This window comes from Stenotrophomonas sp. HMWF023 (assembly GCF_003060985.1).
Classification (GTDB): domain Bacteria; phylum Pseudomonadota; class Gammaproteobacteria; order Xanthomonadales; family Xanthomonadaceae; genus Stenotrophomonas; species Stenotrophomonas lactitubi.
Genome location: NZ_QAIJ01000061.1, coordinates 2,306 through 19,187, shown reverse-complemented (window position 1 = coordinate 19,187; position 16,882 = coordinate 2,306). Strand labels below are relative to the sequence as shown.

Here is a 16,882-nt window from a genome sequence, read left to right as displayed (position 1 = left end):
TGGATGGGTTTATGGCGTCCCCCGCAACCGGACCCACCCCGCCATCCCACGGAATGCCCGCTGTTGCTGTTGCTGTATGAGGTTGCCGGCCAGCGGCCGGCACTACCGCGGGTGCCGGGCGCCGCCCGGCTGGACTACTCAGCCGTTGGCCATCCACTTCAGGATCAACCCGGTCACGTATGCCAGTCCGGTACCGGTGGCATAACCGACTGTGCCGAGCAGCACGCCCACCGGCGCCAGCGTCGGATGGAACGCTGCTGCCACCACCGGTGCCGACGCTGCCGCACCGATGTTGCCCTGCGAACCAATCGCGAAGAAGAACAGTGGCGCGCGCACCAGCTTGGCTACGATCCACAGCACCAGCACGTGGGTGGCCATCCAGATCGCACCGAGCAGGAACAGCCACGGACGATCCAGCAGCGACAGCAGGTTCATCTGCATGCCGATGCAGGCGATCAGGAAGTACAGGAACACGGTGCCCAGGCGCGAAGCACCGGCTGCTTCCAACCGCCGTGCGCGGGTGAAGCTGAGGGTCAGGCCCATCGCTGTGGACAGCAGGATCACCCAGACGAACTGGCTGTCGAGGCTGAACTGGCTGGCCCAGCTGACATTGGCCTTGAACCAGCCGGACAACGGTGCGGCGATGGCATGGGCCAGGCCGACGCCGCCCAGTGCCACACCGACGATCACCATCAGGTCGGTCATGCTGGGGATGCGTGCGTTCTGCGCGTCGTAGGCGCTGATGCGCGCCTTCATCTCATCGATGGCGCGGGTGTCGGCACCGTTGCGGGCATCGATCTGCTGCGCGCGGTTGGCCATGAACAGCAGGATCGCCATCCACAGGCTGGCGCAGGCCACGTCGACCACGGCGAACTGGCCGAAGGTGGTGGCATCGGTGCCGAACACTTCGCGCATGGCGACCATGTTGGCGCCACCGCCGATCCAGCTGCCGGCCAATGCGGCCATCCCGGCCCAGGTGTCACCGGCCACGGTTTCCGGGTGAATCAGCTTCATCACCTGGAAGGAGACGATGGCGCCGAGCATGATGCCGGCGGTGCCGGCGCAGAACACCAGCAGCAGCTTCGGTCCCAGCTTGGCGATACCCTTCAGATCGATCGACAGGGTCAGCAGGACCAGGGCCGCCGGCAGCAGCACATCACGTGCGACCGGGTTGTACAGCGAGGTGTTGTGGCCATCGATGACACCGGCAGTGTTGTAGATGGCGGGGATGAAATAGCACAGCAGCAGTGCGGGTACCCAGGCGAAGATCTTCTTCAGCAAAGGCGTTGGGCCACTGGCAGCCCAGAAAATCAGGGCGAGAGTGGCGGCGATCAGACCAAGGCCAACGATGTCGTTGCTGATCAGGGCGGTAGCGGTAGCGGGTTCGGTCGGCATGGGATCCTCTGTCGATCGAAAGAGCGGAAAAGAAAAGCGCCGCATAAGCGGCGCGGGTCGAAATTAACATAGTCTTCACGCAGGGTCATGCTGCGCTGCTTGCGGCAGCGCGCGGGCCTGCCGAGAATCGCAGCATTCCCTTCTGGAGCCTGCCCCATGCAACTCGGCGCTTTTTCAGTCAGCCTGGCGGTGAAGGACCTGGCCACCTCGCGTGCGTTCTATGAGGCGCTCGGGTTCTCGGTAACCGGTGGTGATGCGGCGCAGAACTGGCTGGTACTGCGCAACAACGGCATCGTGGTCGGCCTGTTCCAGGGCATGTTCGAGGGCAACCTGCTGACCTTCAATCCCGGCTGGGACCAGCACAAGCAGGAACTGGCATCCTTCGAGGACGTACGCGAGGTACAGGCCGAGCTGGACGCCAAGGGCATTGCGCTCACTGCGCGTGCCGATCCCGATGGCGCAGGTCCCGCCTATCTGCAGTTGGCCGATCCGGATGGCAACGTGATCCTGATCGACCAGCATGTGGCGCGGCCGACGGCGAGCTGACGCGGCCAGCGTGCCAACCAAGGTTGGCACCTACCAGAACGCACGCGGCCATTGCTTGGTAGGCGTCGACCTCGGTCGACGGACAGGTCAGCCTGGGCGCGCAGCGCCGAAGTCGAGCGAGGCCAGGGTACCGCGCGGCTCACAGGGCTGCAGCTGCAGGGTCCAGCCCAGGTGTTCGCACAGCCGCGCGATCAGTTCCAGGCCGATACCGCCGCGGTCGCCGCGCTCACCACGTGCCATCCGTGCATGGATCGCAGCAATCTCTTCCGGACTCATGCCATGGCCAGGGTCCTGCAGGGTCAACACCGCTGCCGAGGTCAGGCGCAGCTCGATATGACCGCGGCCGCTGTTCTCGATGGCATTGCGCAGCAGGTTGCCGATCGCTGCCTGCACCACGGCCAGTGGTGCGACGATGTCCACCGGCGCAGCCTGGATGCCGATGCTCAGGTCTTTGTCGCCCAGCAGATGGCGATGGTCGTCGACGATCTCCGGCAGCAGCTGGTCCAGGGCGATGCGCTCGGCGCGGCTGGCCAGGCGTGCGGGATCACGCGCCAACACCAGCAACAACTCGATCAGCTGCTCGACGCCCTGCGCGGTACGCAGTACGCGCTGCATCTGCTGGCGTGCGCGCTCGGGCAGGCCCGGCTGTTCCAGGGCCAGCTCGGCGGCACCGGTCATCACCGCGATCGGCGTGCGCAGTTCATGGCTCGCGGTGCTGATGAACACCCGCTCACGCTCGACGAACTGCTCGTTGCGATCAAGGTAATCGTTCAGCGCATCGGCAATGGTATGCAGCTCGGAACTGCCTCGCGGATCGACGTGGATGCGCTGGCCCTGCACGCCAGGCCGCAGTGCACCGATGTGCTGGGCCAGCAGGCTCAGCGGGCGCACCATGCGCTCCATGCCGAACGAGGCCATCAACACGGTGACGAAGATCATGATGATGCCGGCGAGCATCACCCAGCGTGTGGCGAACTGTTCCAGGTCGTGGAAATCGGAGATGTCCAGGGCCAGCGCAACCCGCCCCATCGAGCCGGTATCGCGCACCATCACCGCCGTCTCGCGCTCGCCGATCATCACCCCGTCATGCAAGCCCGGATGCAGGCTGCGGAGACTGGCGGGCATGTTCGCTTCATTGAAGCGGAACAGGCTCAGCGTGTCCGAGTCCTGCCAGCGATAGTGCGGCTCGTGCTCGGTGTGATCGACAATGCTGTCCAGCTCGGAATTCAGCAGCGCGCGCCACGCGGCATGCTCGGCGTGTTCGTGCACGTAGTTGCCCACGCTGAACACCGCCAGCGAGATCAGCGCCAGGTAGCCCAGCAACCACCACACCACCCGCCGGTACAGCGGCCCGGGTTTACGCGCCATCGTCATCGTTCCGTGCGTCGGCGCCTGCAGTCGACGCCAGCCGGTAGCCGACCCGCGGCAGCGTGTGGATCAGCTTGTCGGCAAACGGGCCGTCCACGCTGCGCCGCAGCTCGTACACGTGCGAGCGCAGCAGGTCGCCGTCCGGTGGTTCGTCACCCCACAGGGCGAATTCCAGCTGCTGCCGGGTCACCGCACCCGGGCTGGCCCGCATCAGCACCTCCAGCAGCTTGCGGCAGGCCGGGTACAGGTGCAGCACTTGGCCGGCACGCTGCGCCTCCAGGGTCGCCAGGTCCAGCAGCAGGTCGCCCACCTGCAGGCGCTTGCGCGGGTTGCGGCCCTGCGCGCGCAGCAGCAGCGCCTCCAGCCGCACTTCCAGTTCCGGCAAGGCGAATGGTTTGGTCAGGTAGTCATCCGCTCCGGCACGGAAGCCCGCGATCTTGTCCGGCAGTTCGTCGCGCGCGGTCAGCATGATCACCGGCACCTCCGAGGCGTGCTCGGAGCGCAGCCGACGCAGCACCTCCGGGCCCTCCATGCGCGGCAGCATCCAGTCCAGGATCACCGCGTCGTACGGGTGGCTGCCGGCCAGGTGCAGGCCGGTGATGCCATCCGGGGCAACGTCCAGCACATGCCCGCGCGACTCGAAATAGTCGAACAGGTTGGCCACCAGCTGGCGGTTGTCCTCGATCACCAACAGTCGCATGCACGAAACATCCACGGAAGTTCATGCCATGGTAGCGCTGCGGATGTCGGAATGCGGTCGCCGCCGCGGCGGCTCCGACGGCTTTCCCACGTGCCCCTCATCAGAATGGCCGTTTTGCTGCCGGAGCCCCCCGTGCCCGTTGCCCTGCCCCGCCGTTGGCACCTGCCCCTGCTGTGGCTGTTGATCGTGGTGGCGCTGGCGGCCGGTCTCGGCATGCGCCAGCCGCAGCCGCCGGACGAACCACGCTTCGTGCTGGCCGCGCGGGCCATGGTGGAGAGCGGCGAGTGGCTGCTGCCGCACCGAGGCAGTGAGCTGTACGCCGAAAAGCCGCCGGTGTTCATGTGGCTGCAGGCCGCTGCCCATCAGGTGGTCGGCAGCTGGCAGTGGTCGTTCCTGCTGCCCTCGCTGCTGGCCGCGCTGCTCAGCCTGTGGCTGGTTTCGGACCTGGCGCGCCGGTTGTGGTCGCCACGCCATTCGCTGTACGCACTTGGCGCACTGTTCTGCACCCTGCAGTTCGGCCTGATGGCCAAGCGCGCGCAGATCGACATGGTGCTGGTCGGCATGACCACGCTGGCCCTGTGGGGCCTGCTGCGCCACCTCTGCGAGCGCCGCAACCTGCCGGCGCTGTGGCTGGCCGGCTTCGCCGCCGGCGTCGGCACGGTGACCAAGGGGGTGGGCTTCCTGCCGCTGCTGATGGTGCTGCCCTGGTTCGGCTGGTGGCTGTACCAGCGCCGTCGCGGCCAGGTGGTGGACGGCCCCCACCCCGCCAGCCTGCTGTGGCTGGTTCCGGCGTTCCTGCTGGGCACGGCGGTATGGCTGGCGCCGCTGGGCTGGGCGCTGCTGCATGAACCCAGCGCATCGCTGCAATCGTATGCACACGAACTGCTGTTCAAGCAGACCGGCACCCGCTATGCCAATGCCTGGCACCATCGCCAGCCGGTCTGGTACTACCTGCAGGTGATCGCAACCCTGTGGCTGCCCGGCGCCCTGCTGCTGCCGCTGATGATCAAGCCGTGGTGGCGCCGCCTGCGTCGCGGCGACCAGCGCCAATGGCTGCTGCTGGGCTGGGCCGCGCTGGTCCTGCTGTTCTTCACTGCCAGCCCCGGCAAGCGTGAGGTGTACGTACTGCCAATGTTGCCGGCGATGGCACTGGCAGTTGCACCGTTGCTGCCCGGCCTGCTGCGTCGCCTGTGCGTGCGCCGCTACCTGTTCGGCTACAGCCTGCTGCTGATGCTGGTCACCGGCGTCCTGGGGGTGATGATGCTGACCGACAGCCCTTGGGCGCAGGCGCAGCTGGCGCGGCGGGCGATGCCCGATACATTGCTGCCCGTATTCGGCGATGGCCTGCTGACCTTCGCCATCGCCGTGGCGACACTGGCGGTGTGGCTGCGGGTACGACGCGCGGCCACGCTCGTACTGCTCACCCACGGCCTGCTGTGGATGCTGTATGGACTGGTGCTGATACCGGCGCTGGACCCCTACGCCTCGGCGTCGGCGGTGATGCGCCGGGTGGGCACGCGGATCGGCCCCGATGCGGAACTAGCGCTGGTGGCCTGGCGCGAACAGAACCTGCTGCAGGCCGACCGGCCGGTGCGCGAGTTCGGCTTCAAGCGGCCGTGGGCGGAGCAGTGGCACGACGCTGGCCCATGGTTGGCCGAGGCCCCGGACAAGCGCTGGTTGCTGGTGCTGGACCAGGCCATGAGCCCCTGTGTCGATCCGGCCCAGGTCATCGAGATCGGTGTTGCAAACCGCAATCGTTGGCAGTTGCTTCCGGGTACTGCGTGGGACCCGGCGTGCCACGCCGAACGCGCCGGCGCCAACGACGATGAAGACTGAACGACGATTCGCGCCGGGTGCGTATTAACCCGGCGCAAACGCATGTACGACCCTTCTCCGACATGCCAGTAACGAGCATGGCCGCGGATTCCCGTAACGGCCCCTTCCCTGCATGCCCGCTCGTCCTCTTGCCCCGGCAGTCTCCTTCGCGCCATCGCTGTTGGCGTCGCGCTTTGCTGTTACCCATCTTTGGCTGCCCTCTGTCATCGGCATTGCGGTGTTCACCCTGCTGATGGGCTTCGGTGGCGACCAGTGGCTGGCCGACCATCTGTTCCGGCTGGAAGGCGGCCACTGGGCGCTGCAGGATGCGTGGCTGACACGTTCGGTGGTGCACAAGGCCGGCAAGTGGCTGAGCACCACTGCGGCCCTGGTAGCGATGCTGCTGTGCTTCCACCACTGGCGCCGTGGCCGCGATCGCACGCTGCGCTGGGCGCTGCTCTATGTGGTGATGGCCGTGGCACTCGGCACCGGGCTGGTCTCGCTGCTGAAGTCGCTGGTGCCGATGGACTGCCCATGGGATCTGCTGCGCTATGGCGGACACGACCCGTTCGTCGGTCTTCTCAGCAGCCGCCCGACCGGCATGGCCGCCCGCGCCTGTTTCCCCGCCGGCCACGCCAGCGCGGGATACGCGTGGCTGTGCCTGTATTTCTTCGCGCTGCTGTGGCGCCCCGCCTGGCGTTGGGCCGGACTGTGGATCGGCCTCAGCAGCGGCCTGGTGTTCGGCATCGGCCAACAGCTGCGCGGCGCCCACTTCCTTTCGCATGACGTTGCCACCGCCTTGATCTGTTGGCTGCTGTCGCTGGGCCTGTATCTGATGGTCCGCCGCCAGTTGGATCGCTCGACCCGCCAGGAGGCGGTTGCATGAACGCATCGGTGCAACGTTCCTTGCGGCTGCCCACACTGGCCAGCATCCGCGCATGGCGGCCGCAGCTGTCCACCGAAGCGCTGATCATTCTGACCAGCCTGTTCTTCGCCGTGGCTGGCAATGGCCTGTTCTGGCACAGCGCCATGGCCAGCCATCCGGGCAGCCTGCGCTATGCGCTTTCGCTGCTGTTGCTGCTGCTGGGTGCACACGGCGTGCTGCTGGGCATCCTGGTGTGGCGCTGGAATGCCAAGGTGGTAATCAGCGTACTGCTGCTGGTCACCGCATTTGCCGCGCACTACATGAGCCGTTACCACATCTATCTGGATGCGGACATGCTGCGCAACGTGCTCGCCACCGACCCGAAGGAAAGCCGCGAACTGATGACGGTATCGCTGCTGTGGCCGGTACTGCTGCTGGCCGCGCTGCCGATGGTGGTCCTGTGGCGCGTTGAACTGCGCCGCCGTAGTTGGGGTCGCAGCCTGCTGTGGCGCATCGGTTTCCTGCTTGTGGCTGCGGCCACTGCGCTCGGTGGCGCGCTGGTGTCCTTCCAGGATGTGTCGGCCCTGATGCGCAACCAGCGCGAAGTGCGCTACCTGGCGACGCCCGCCAATGTGCTGCTGGGGCTGCCGCGTGCGCTGCGCGGCGACAACCCGGTACAACGCGCGCCGAAGCTGCCGATCGGCACCGATGCCAAGGCGACCCCGCGCGCACCGACCAGCAAGCCACGCCTGCTGGTGATCGTGATGGGCGAAACGGTGCGCGCGCAGAACTGGGGCTTGAATGGCGGCCGCAACACCACGCCGGAGCTGGCCCAGGCGGCGGTGGTCAATTTCCCGGACATGCACTCCTGCGGCACCAGCACCGAGGTGTCGCTGCCGTGCCTGTTCTCGCCATGGGGACGCCACGAGTACGACGAAAAGAAGATCCGCGCGCACCAATCGCTGCTGCATGTACTGAACCGCGCGGGCATCGCGCCGCTGTGGCGCGACAACCAGTCCGGCTGCAAGGGCGTATGCGAGGGCCTGGATTTCCAGTCGCTGTCGGACGCGACCACGCCGGGGCTGTGTGCCGATGGCCGTTGCATGGACGAGATCCTGCTGCAGGACCTGGCCGCCCAGGTGCGTGCGCGCCCGGGTGACCGGGTGGTGGTGATGCACCAGCTGGGCAACCATGGCCCGGCCTATTTCGAGCGCTACCCGCCCGCCTTCCGCCGCTTCACCCCGACCTGCGATACCCGCGACATCGGCCGCTGCACGCGCGAAGAGATCACCAACAGCTACGACAACGCGGTGCTGTACACCGATCATTTCCTGAGCAAGACCATCGGCACGCTGCAGGGCCTGCAGGACTACGACACGGCGATGATCTACCTGTCCGACCACGGTGAGTCGCTGGGCGAAAAGGGCCTGTACCTGCACGGCGTGCCGTACGCGATCGCCCCGGCCGAGCAGACCCGGGTACCGATGACGATGTGGTTCTCACCGGGCTTTGCCAGCAGCCGCGGGCTGGACCTGCAGTGCGTGCGCAAGCGCTCGGCCAGCTACACCGACCACGACAACCTGTTCCCGTCGGTGCTGGGCCTGATGCAGGTGAAGACCTCTCTGTACGAGCGTGATCGCGACCTGTTCGCCAACTGCGAGAGTTAGGGTTGTTCGGCAGGGCTGCGCCCTGCACCCGCAGAGGCGACGGCAACGGCAAGGGCCGAAGCAACAGCAGAAGCGGGTTTCCTGAAGGTTGGCGGGGCGGGTCCGGTGGCGGGAGACGCCGTAAACCCGTCCATGGGGGCTTGGCCGCGGCATCCATGCCGCGGACACTCCCACCACCGGACCCACCCCGCCTTCGACAGATTTCCGCGAGCTGTTGGAACGACCTTGGGGTCGGATCCGTTTTCCTTCGGAAAACGGATCCGACCCCATTTTGATTTTCGATACCTGACAGATTTCATCCACGCATGGCGTGGATCTACCAGATCGCGGAGATCTGTCAGAGGTGGGGCGGTGTCGGAGTGCGGGGTGTCAGCCGCATGGATGCGGCTGCCAAGCCTACAGGGACGTACTTGCGGCGTCCCCGCACTCCGGCACCGCCCCGCCAAACCACGGAATCCCCGCTCTTGCTGTTGCTCCGGCTTTTGCCGTTGCCTGAAGGCCTCTGCGGGTGCCGGGCGCAGCCCTGCCGACTTCCGCCACTTGCGGTGGCAAGCCCTGCCCACTAGCCTTCGGCGGTCGTTCACCACCCAAGGACCGCCCGTGAAACACCGTCATCTCCTGCTGGCCGCGGCAATCGCCGCCGCTACGCTGGCCCTGGCCGCCTGCAAGAAGGAAGCTGCCCCAGGCACCGATACCGCCAGCAGCAGCGCACCGGCCGGCGAAACCGCTGACCAGTTCGTGGCCCGCATCAATGCCGAATTCAAGGCGGCCTACCCGGAGATGACCTCGGCCCAGTGGCTGTCCTCCACCTACATCAACGGTGATTCAGAGCGCATCGCGGCCAAGGCCAACGAGCGTTCGCTGACCCAGCTCAACAGCTGGATCGAGCAGGCCGGCAAGTTCGACGGCAAGCCGATGAGCGAGGACAGCAAGCGCGCGATCCACCTGCTGAAGCTGATGTCGTCGATGCCGGCACCGCGCGACCCGGTCAAGCTGGCCGAACTGACCCAGATCGCCACCCGCATGGAAGGCAGCTACGGCGCAGGCAAGTACTGCACCGACGCCAACGATCCGAACTCGTGCCGCCAGCTGGGCGAGCTGGAGCAGGTGCTGGCGCGCAGCCGCGACTATGACCAGCAGCTCGATGCCTGGCAGGGCTGGCACAGCACCACCAAGAACATGCGCGGTGATTACCAGAAGTTCGTCGGCCTGGTGAATGAAGGTGCCAAGGGCATGGGCTTCACCGATGCCGGGCAGATGTGGCGCAGTGGCTATGACATGCCGCCGGAGCAGATCGGCCCGGAAACCGATCGCCTGTGGGAACAGGTCAAGCCGATGTACGAGCAGCTGCACTGCTATGCGCGCGGCAAGCTGGACAAGACCTATGGCAAGGACAAGGCCGAGGTGGGCAATGGCCTGATCGCCGCGCACCTGATGGGCAACATGTGGCAGCAGGACTGGTCCAACCTGTGGGACCAGCTGGAACCGTATCCGGGCGCCGGCAGCCTGGACATCACCGCGGCACTGGAAAAGCAGTACCAGACCAACCTGAGCGCGGCGCTGGCCAAGGCCGGCAAGGATGCGAACGTGGCCGCGCAGTACAAGGCACAGCGCGAAGCGGAACTGCGCACCGCCAAGCAGATGACCGAGCGTGCGCAGGACTTCTACGTATCGCTGGGCATGCCGTCGTTGCCGCAGTCGTACTGGGACAAGACCCAGTTCATCAAGCCCGATGACCGCGACGTGGTCTGCCACGCCAGTGCCTGGGACATGAACATGGAAGGCGACGTGCGCACCAAGATGTGCATCAAGCCCAACGAAGAGAACTTCACCACCATCTACCACGAGCTGGGCCACATCTATTACGACCTGGCCTACAACCCGCTGCCGCCGCTGTTCCAGGGCGGTGCCAACGATGGCTTCCATGAAGCGATCGGCGACACCATCGTGCTGGCGATGACGCCGAAGTACCTCAGCTCGATCGGGCTGGTCGACGCGCCGACCGAGAGCCGCGAAGCGGTCATCAACAACCAGATGCGCATGGCGCTGTCGGGCGTGTCGTTCCTGCCGTTCGGCCTGATGATCGACCGCTGGCGCTGGGGCGTGTTCGATGGTTCGATCACCGCGGACAACTACAACAAGGCCTGGTGGGACCTGAAGGCCAAGTACCAGGGCGTTGCACCGGCCAGCACCCGTGGCGAGGAGTTCTTCGACCCGGGTGCCAAGTACCACGTGCCGGGAAACACCCCGTATACCCGCTACTTCCTTGCGCGCATCCTGCAGTTCCAGTTCTACAAGGGCCTGTGCGATGCCTCCGGCTTCAAGGGCCCGCTGCACGAGTGCACCTTCTACGGCAACAAGGAAGCCGGCCAGAAGTACTGGGCGATGCTGAGCAAGGGCGCCAGCCAGCCGTGGCAGGCCACGCTGAAGGAACTGACCGGCTCGGACAAGCTCGATGCCGGCCCGATGATCGAGTACTTCAGCCCGGTCAACGCCTGGTTGAAGCAGCAGAACGAAGGCCAGATGTGCGGTTGGCAGGCCAACGCGGCACCGGCAGCGGCGGCGAAATGAAAGAAGGGGCGGGTCCGCGAGGATCCGCCCCTTTCCATTCGGTAGCGCCGGGCCATGCCCGGCGGCTTTTCATCACACCGCTGCGCTCGCCGGGCATGGCCCGGCGCTACCGCGATGATGATCAGTTGCTCTTCTTCGCCGCCAGCTGCGCGGCCAGCGCGGCCTTGAATTCCTCGAAGGTCTGACCCTTCTCGTTGGCTTCGGCCTGCGCCGCATCGCGCAGCGCATCCGAATAGATCAAGCGCACCGGCGTGCCCTGCCGTTCGTGCAGTTCACCGGCCTGCATGATCAGCGCCAGCACCTGCGCCGCACTTTCGCTCTGGCCGGCAATGCGGCCATCCATGCCCAGCACCCATTCGCCATCGCGACGGACGACGCCGGCCAGCAGCGTGCGCTGCGTGTCGCGCAGTTCGGCATGCGGCTCGACGGGCGAGGCGGTGGCGGCGGCCTTGTTGGCAGCCTGCTGTTCCTGGCGACGGCGCTGGTCGCGGCGGGATTTGGAAGAGGTCGACATCGGTGGGGCTTGCATTGCGGGGGCGCAAGGATAACCCACGGCCCCTGCATGCTGGTTCACACCGCTACGGCATCGGCTCAGTCCAGCACCCGCCCCTGCCGCCAGTAGCCCATGAAAGTGATCGCGCGGCGATCCAGGCCGCAGTCCTTCACCAGATACCGGCGGATCGCCATCACCGCGCCGGCCTCGCCCGCCACCCAGGCATACATCGCGCCGTCCGCGCTGGCGTCAGCCTGCTCCCACAGGATCTGCGCGTCGACGTCGATGTCGTCCAGTTCTGCACCCTCGGCCACGGCGGAGGCCGCCGCCAGCCGCGCCTGCACGGCCTGCAGCAACCGCTGCCCATGGGCCTCCTGCCCGCGCGGCAACCACACCAGTTCGGCCGTGGCCGGTGCCTTCAATGGCACCGCATCGCCCGCCTGGGCGATCTCCAGCAGGGCCAGCGTGCGCGGAGGATCGACCAGCCCGGCCAGTTCCTCGAGGATGCCGGCCACCGCCGGCAATGCCGTCTCATCGGCCACCAGCAGCACCTGGCCGACCCCAGCTGGCGGCTTCCATTCCCAGCCCTCGCTGCTGTCCGCACAGTCGGCGTCGGGGGCCAGCAGCACCACGCGGTCGCCCGGCCTTGCGTGCGTGGCCCAGCGCGAGGCCGGTCCGGTCTCGCCATGCAGCACGAAGTCGACGTCGACCTCGCAGTCGCCAGCGCGCAGTTGGCGGATGGTAAAGGTGCGCATCGGCGGCCGCGCGTCATCGGGCAGTGCCCGGTAACGGGCGTACCAGTCTTCGCCGCTGGGCACGTCCGGCGCGTCCTGGCCGGGCAAGGGGAAGAACACCTTGATGCGTTGGTCCGGGCCTTCGGTCTTCATGCGCGCTACGTCGGCGCCGGTGAACACCATGCGGTCCAGGGAAGGAGAAAGAACGCGGCGCTCCTTCAGCGCCACCTCGAACAGGCGGTAGGTCTGCTGCGCAGCCATGCGGATACCTCATGCGACGACATCGGGATGGCTGGCTGTCGTGCATCCACGAACCGGCTTGCTGGAAACCCCAGCCTAGTCCCTGCCCGCAGCGCCGCAAGGGGGCGCTGCGTGATGCTGCGCCCTACCCCTGCGCGACGCTCAATGCGCCGTGCCGGCTGCCTCTGCTGCGCGCTCGCGCTGATGTTCCCAATACCAGAACACGAAGCCGGCCGCGAAGAAGGCCGCCTGTCCCAGCGCCAGATGCAGCGGGCTGTCGTGCAGCAGTGGCGATACCACGCCGGCCACCACGGTGCTGATCATCAGCTGCACGAAAGCCTGCAGCGACGAGGCCAGGCCACGCTGCTGCGGATACATGTCCAGCACCGCCAGCGCCAGGATCGGGAAGATCAGCGCCATGCCCATGCCGCCCAGGAAGATCGGCATCACCGCCCACGGCAACGCGAACTGCGGCGCCAGGCTGACGTAGCCGATGTTCAACACGGCAGAGACCGCACACAAGGTGAAGCCAAGGGAGACCTGCCGGGTGGGTGTGCTGTGCCCGGCCATGCGCCCGGACAGGAACGAACCGGTGGTCATGCCGCCGATGGTGGGAATGAACAGCCAGGCAAAGCCGCCTTCACCCAGATGCAGGTGCTGCATCACGATGGCCGGCGCCGAGGAGATGTACAGGAAGATGCCGCCAAACCCGATGCTGCCAGCCAGCGCCAGGCGCAGGAAACGCGGGTTGAAGCCGATGCGCACGTAATCGCGCATCAACGTGCGTGGCGACAGTGCGACCCGTGCCTCCGCCGGATGGGTTTCCGGCAGGAAGCGCGCGGTGGCCGCCAGCAGCACCAGCGCAAATACCACCAGGAACCAGAAGATCAGCGGCCAGCCGGCACCACTGAGCAGGATCCAGCCACCGATGATCGGCGCGATGGCCGGGGCGATGCCGAACAGCATCGACACCTGGCTCATCAGCCGCTGCGCGTCGTGGCCGTGGTACAGATCGCGGATCACCGCGCGGCCGACGATCATGCCGACACCGGCAGACAGGCCCTGCAGTGCGCGGAACGCCAGCAGCGTGGTCAGGTCGGTGGACAACGCACAGCCCACCGAGGCGCCGACGAAGATCACCAGGCCGCCGAGGATCACCCGCTTGCGCCCCCACGCATCGGACAGCGGGCCGTGGGCCAGGCTCATCAGGCCGTAGAACAGCAGGTAGACGCTGATGGTCTGCTGCACCGCCACCTCGTCCACCGCCAGGCGCTGGGCCAGCTGCGGAAACGCAGGAAAGATGGTGTCGATCGAGAACGGGCCGAACATGGCCAGGCCAGCGAGCAACAGGGCCATGCGGCGGGTGGAAGGAGCAACAGCGGCGGTCATCGGGCAAGCGTCCGGCAGGGCCATGCGTGACACGCACGGCGGGCGCCGATCCCCTGCAGCAGGGACGGCGCCAGATGAATACGAGAATCCGACCATCATAGGTGGGGAATGCGCGCGATGCCATGCACGGGTGCACAGAACGCACGTCCGGGCCATCGGCCATTCAGGCCTGTGAGGCCGCTCCGGGCCACCGTCGGGCACCGGCAAGAGGCTATAATCAGCGGGCAACACGGTGGGAGAAGCAGGTCACCGCTGCCGAAGGCGCAACGCCCGTAATCGCTCAGGCCCGATACCACCCGTAACAGAACTCTGGAGAGACCGGTTCGATCCGGCGCCGAAGGGGCACGAAGCTGCGGTTTTCCGCGCTTTTAAACTCTCAGGCAAAAGGACAGAGGGGCGCCCGCAGACCGCCGACCGGCGGCTTGTGCCCGTGCGTGTGCCCTTTCCTGACGGATCCTTCGCCATGTCCCAGAACACCCCTTCCCTGCGTGAGCTCGAGCACCATTCCGCGTTCGTCGAGCGCCACATCGGCCCCAACGATGCCGAGATCGCGCAGATGCTCGGCGTCATCGGCCACGCATCGCTGGATGCGATGACCGATGCCATCGTCCCGGCCAAGATCAAGTCGCCGGCACCGCTGGCGCTGCCGGAGTCGATCACCGAAGTGCAGGCGCTGGCGAAGATCCGCGCGATCGCCGACAAGAACACCGTGCTGCGCAGCTTCATCGGCCAGGGCTACTACGGTACCCACACGCCGAACGTGATCCTGCGCAACATCCTGGAAAACCCGGCTTGGTACACCGCCTACACCCCGTACCAGGCGGAAATCTCGCAGGGCCGCATGGAAGCGCTGATCAACTTCCAGACCCTGTGCGCCGACCTGACCGGCATGGAAATCGCCAACGCCTCGCTGCTGGACGAAGCCACTGCCGCCGCTGAAGCGATGACCCTGGCCAAGCGTTCGGCCAAGTCGAAGTCGGACACCTTCTTCGTGCACGACGCCGTGCACCCGCAGACGCTGGAACTGCTGCGCACCCGCGCCGAGCCCATGGGCATCGTGCTGCGCGTGGGCACCCCGGCCGAAGCGCTGGAAGCGGAGGCCTTCGGCCTGCTGCTGCAGTACCCGGATACCTTCGGCCAGGTCGGCGACTACAAGGCGCTGGTCGATGCCGTGCACGCGCGCGGCGGCCTGGTGGCCGTGGCCACCGACCTGCTGGCATTGACCCTGCTGACCGCCCCCGGCGAATGGGGTGCGGACATCGTGGTCGGCAACAGCCAGCGTTTCGGCGTGCCGTTCGGCTTCGGTGGCCCGCATGCTGCGTTCATGGCCTGCCGTGACGCCTACAAGCGTTCGATGCCGGGCCGCCTGATCGGCGTCTCGATCGACGCACAGGGCAACCCGGCCTACCGCCTGACCCTGCAGACCCGCGAACAGCACATCCGCCGCGAGAAGGCCACCTCCAACATCTGTACCGCACAGGTGCTGCTGGCGGTGATGGCCTCGATGTACGCCGTCTACCACGGTCCGGAAGGCCTGACCCGCATCGCCCGCCGCACCCATCGCCTGGCCGCTATCCTGGCCAGCGCGCTGCGCACCGCCGGTGTGCAGGTCGGTGCCGACTTCTTCGACACGCTGCACGTCACCGGTATCGATGCCGACGCGATCCATGCCAAGGCCCGTGCTGCCGGCTACAACCTGCGTGCGATCGACAGCAGCTCGGTCGGCATCAGCCTGGACGAGACCACCACCCGCGCCGACATCGTCGCCGTGGGCGCGCTGTTTGGTGCCAACCTTGATGTGGACGCGCTGGATGCCAGCACCGCCGATGCGCTGCCGGCCGGCCTGCTGCGCCAGTCCGCGTTCCTGACCCACCCGGTGTTCAACACCCACCACAGCGAGCACGAGCTGCTGCGCTACCTGCGTTCGCTGGCCGACAAGGACCTGGCGATGGACCGCACGATGATCCCGCTGGGCTCGTGCACCATGAAGCTCAACGCCACCGCCGAAATGATTCCGGTGACCTGGCCGGAGTTCTCGCAGATCCACCCGCTGGTGCCGGCCGAGCAGGCGCTGGGCTACAAGGAACTGATCGATTCGCTGGAAGCGATGCTGGTCGAGTGCACCGGTTACGACGCCGTCAGCCTGCAGCCGAACTCCGGTGCGCAGGGCGAGTACGCCGGCCTGCTGGCGATCCGCGCCTACCACCGCTCGCGCGGCGAAGATCACCGTGACATCTGCCTGATCCCGGATTCGGCGCACGGCACCAACCCGGCCTCGGCACAGATGTGCGGCATGAAGGTCGTGGTCACCAAGACCGATGCCAACGGCAACGTCGACGTCGAGGACATCCGCCTCAACGCCGAGAAGTACAGCGACCGCCTGGCCGCGATCATGATGACCTACCCGTCCACGCATGGCGTGTTCGAGGAAGAGGTGGTGGAGATCTGCGAGATCATCCACAAGCACGGCGGCCAGGTGTACACCGACGGTGCCAACATGAACGCCCTGGTCGGCGTGGCCAAGCCGGGCAAGTGGGGTTCGGACGTTTCGCACCTGAACCTGCACAAGACCTTCTGCATCCCGCACGGCGGCGGCGGCCCGGGCGTTGGCCCGTGTGCGGTCAAGTCGCACCTTGCCCCGTTCCTGCCGGGCAAGCTGGGTGACAACGGTCCGGTCGGCATGGTCAGCGCGGCCAGCTTCGGCAGCGCCTCGATCCTGCCGATCAGCTGGATGTATATCGCGATGATGGGCACCGAAGGCCTGCGCAAGGCCACCCAGGTCGCCCAGCTCAACGCCAACTACATCGCCAAGCGCCTGGCCCCGCACTTCAAGACGCTGTACACCGGCCGCAACGGCCTGGTCGCGCACGAGTGCATCCTGGACGTGCGCCCGCTGGAGAAGACCAGCGGCATCGGTGCCGAGGACGTGGCCAAGCGCCTGATCGACTTCGGCTTCCATGCCCCGACCCTGAGCTTCCCGGTGGCCGGCACGCTGATGGTCGAGCCGACCGAGAGCGAATCGCTGCACGAGCTGGACCGCTTCATCGACGCGATGATCCAGATCCGCGAAGAGATCACCGCGATCGAAGACGGCCGCCT

The 16,882-nt window shown here is 66.7% G+C and carries 12 protein-coding genes and 1 riboswitch; of the genes, 6 read left to right on the top strand and 6 right to left on the bottom strand.

What is annotated here, in order from left to right; all coding sequences use genetic code 11:
* Window positions 1-138: 138 nt before the first annotated feature.
* A complete protein-coding gene (locus tag DBR20_RS02540) occupies window positions 139-1,395 on the bottom strand; it encodes a DUF819 family protein (RefSeq protein ID WP_100460022.1) in 1,257 nt (418 codons plus the stop codon).
* Between the two features lie 156 nt (window positions 1,396-1,551).
* Here DBR20_RS02540 and DBR20_RS02535 point away from each other — a divergent pair, with 156 nt between their 5' ends.
* A complete protein-coding gene (locus tag DBR20_RS02535; protein WP_108265075.1) occupies window positions 1,552-1,941 on the top strand; it encodes a VOC family protein in 390 nt (129 codons plus the stop codon).
* 87 nt (window positions 1,942-2,028) lie between these two features.
* On the opposite strand, the gene DBR20_RS02530 is transcribed toward DBR20_RS02535, so the two are convergent.
* On the bottom strand, window positions 2,029-3,309 hold the full coding sequence (locus DBR20_RS02530) for a HAMP domain-containing sensor histidine kinase (protein ID WP_108265074.1): 1,281 nt from the start codon (window positions 3,307-3,309) through the stop codon (window positions 2,029-2,031).
* A complete protein-coding gene (locus DBR20_RS02525; RefSeq protein WP_108265073.1) occupies window positions 3,299-4,009 on the bottom strand; it encodes a response regulator transcription factor in 711 nt (236 codons plus the stop codon). The genes DBR20_RS02530 and DBR20_RS02525 overlap by 11 nt, the downstream gene beginning before the upstream one ends.
* Before the next feature lie 132 nt (window positions 4,010-4,141).
* On the opposite strand from DBR20_RS02525, the gene DBR20_RS02520 reads away from it, so the two are divergent.
* The 4 genes from DBR20_RS02520 (at window position 4,142) to DBR20_RS02500 (ending at window position 10,927) form a co-directional block, all read left to right on the top strand.
* Entirely contained in the window at window positions 4,142-5,845 is a 1,704-nt protein-coding gene (locus DBR20_RS02520) for a glycosyltransferase family 39 protein (RefSeq protein ID WP_108265072.1), read from the top strand.
* Window positions 5,846-5,957: 112 nt separating this feature from the next.
* Window positions 5,958-6,710, top strand: coding sequence for a phosphatase PAP2 family protein (locus tag DBR20_RS02515; RefSeq protein WP_108265071.1), 753 nt, complete (start codon window positions 5,958-5,960; stop codon window positions 6,708-6,710).
* Window positions 6,707-8,356, top strand: a complete 1,650-nt coding sequence (locus DBR20_RS02510; RefSeq protein ID WP_108265070.1) for a phosphoethanolamine--lipid A transferase — start codon at window positions 6,707-6,709, stop codon at window positions 8,354-8,356. Before DBR20_RS02515 ends, DBR20_RS02510 begins: the two co-directional genes overlap by 4 nt.
* A gap of 600 nt (window positions 8,357-8,956) precedes the next feature.
* Complete coding sequence (locus DBR20_RS02500; RefSeq protein ID WP_108265069.1) at window positions 8,957-10,927, top strand: M2 family metallopeptidase; 1,971 nt, start codon at window positions 8,957-8,959, stop codon at window positions 10,925-10,927.
* A 121-nt stretch (window positions 10,928-11,048) separates the two neighbouring features.
* On the opposite strand, the gene DBR20_RS02495 is transcribed toward DBR20_RS02500, so the two are convergent.
* The 3 genes from DBR20_RS02495 to DBR20_RS02485 all read right to left on the bottom strand — a co-directional run bounded on the left by DBR20_RS02495 (window position 11,049) and on the right by DBR20_RS02485 (window position 13,783).
* Complete coding sequence (locus DBR20_RS02495; protein WP_089236443.1) at window positions 11,049-11,441, bottom strand: hypothetical protein; 393 nt, start codon at window positions 11,439-11,441, stop codon at window positions 11,049-11,051.
* A gap of 77 nt (window positions 11,442-11,518) precedes the next feature.
* Window positions 11,519-12,415: a siderophore-interacting protein gene (locus tag DBR20_RS02490; RefSeq protein WP_108265068.1), complete on the bottom strand. Its 897-nt coding sequence runs from the start codon at window positions 12,413-12,415 to the stop codon at window positions 11,519-11,521.
* A 141-nt stretch (window positions 12,416-12,556) separates the two neighbouring features.
* Window positions 12,557-13,783, bottom strand: coding sequence for a multidrug effflux MFS transporter (locus DBR20_RS02485; RefSeq protein WP_108265067.1), 1,227 nt, complete (start codon window positions 13,781-13,783; stop codon window positions 12,557-12,559).
* Between the two features lie 299 nt (window positions 13,784-14,082).
* Window positions 14,083-14,185: riboswitch (glycine riboswitch) on the top strand.
* Between the two features lie 61 nt (window positions 14,186-14,246).
* Here DBR20_RS02485 and gcvP point away from each other — a divergent pair.
* Window positions 14,247-16,882, top strand: a 2,636-nt coding sequence (gcvP, locus tag DBR20_RS02480) for an aminomethyl-transferring glycine dehydrogenase (protein ID WP_258223187.1), incomplete at its 3' end; no start/stop codon positions are given.

Excerpts from the sequence above, each read along its gene's own strand:
- DBR20_RS02540 (WP_100460022.1), bottom strand. The coding sequence starts at position 1,395 with ATGCCGACCGAACCCGCTACCGCTACCGCCCTGATCAGCAACGACATC.
- DBR20_RS02535 (WP_108265075.1), top strand. The coding sequence starts at position 1,552 with ATGCAACTCGGCGCTTTTTCAGTCAGCCTGGCGGTGAAGGACCTGGCC.
- DBR20_RS02530 (WP_108265074.1), bottom strand. The coding sequence starts at position 3,309 with ATGGCGCGTAAACCCGGGCCGCTGTACCGGCGGGTGGTGTGGTGGTTG.
- DBR20_RS02525 (WP_108265073.1), bottom strand. The coding sequence starts at position 4,009 with ATGCGACTGTTGGTGATCGAGGACAACCGCCAGCTGGTGGCCAACCTG.
- DBR20_RS02515 (WP_108265071.1), top strand. The coding sequence starts at position 5,958 with ATGCCCGCTCGTCCTCTTGCCCCGGCAGTCTCCTTCGCGCCATCGCTG.
- DBR20_RS02510 (WP_108265070.1), top strand. The coding sequence starts at position 6,707 with ATGAACGCATCGGTGCAACGTTCCTTGCGGCTGCCCACACTGGCCAGC.
- DBR20_RS02495 (WP_089236443.1), bottom strand. The coding sequence starts at position 11,441 with ATGTCGACCTCTTCCAAATCCCGCCGCGACCAGCGCCGTCGCCAGGAA.
- DBR20_RS02490 (WP_108265068.1), bottom strand. The coding sequence starts at position 12,415 with ATGGCTGCGCAGCAGACCTACCGCCTGTTCGAGGTGGCGCTGAAGGAG.
- DBR20_RS02485 (WP_108265067.1), bottom strand. The coding sequence starts at position 13,783 with ATGACCGCCGCTGTTGCTCCTTCCACCCGCCGCATGGCCCTGTTGCTC.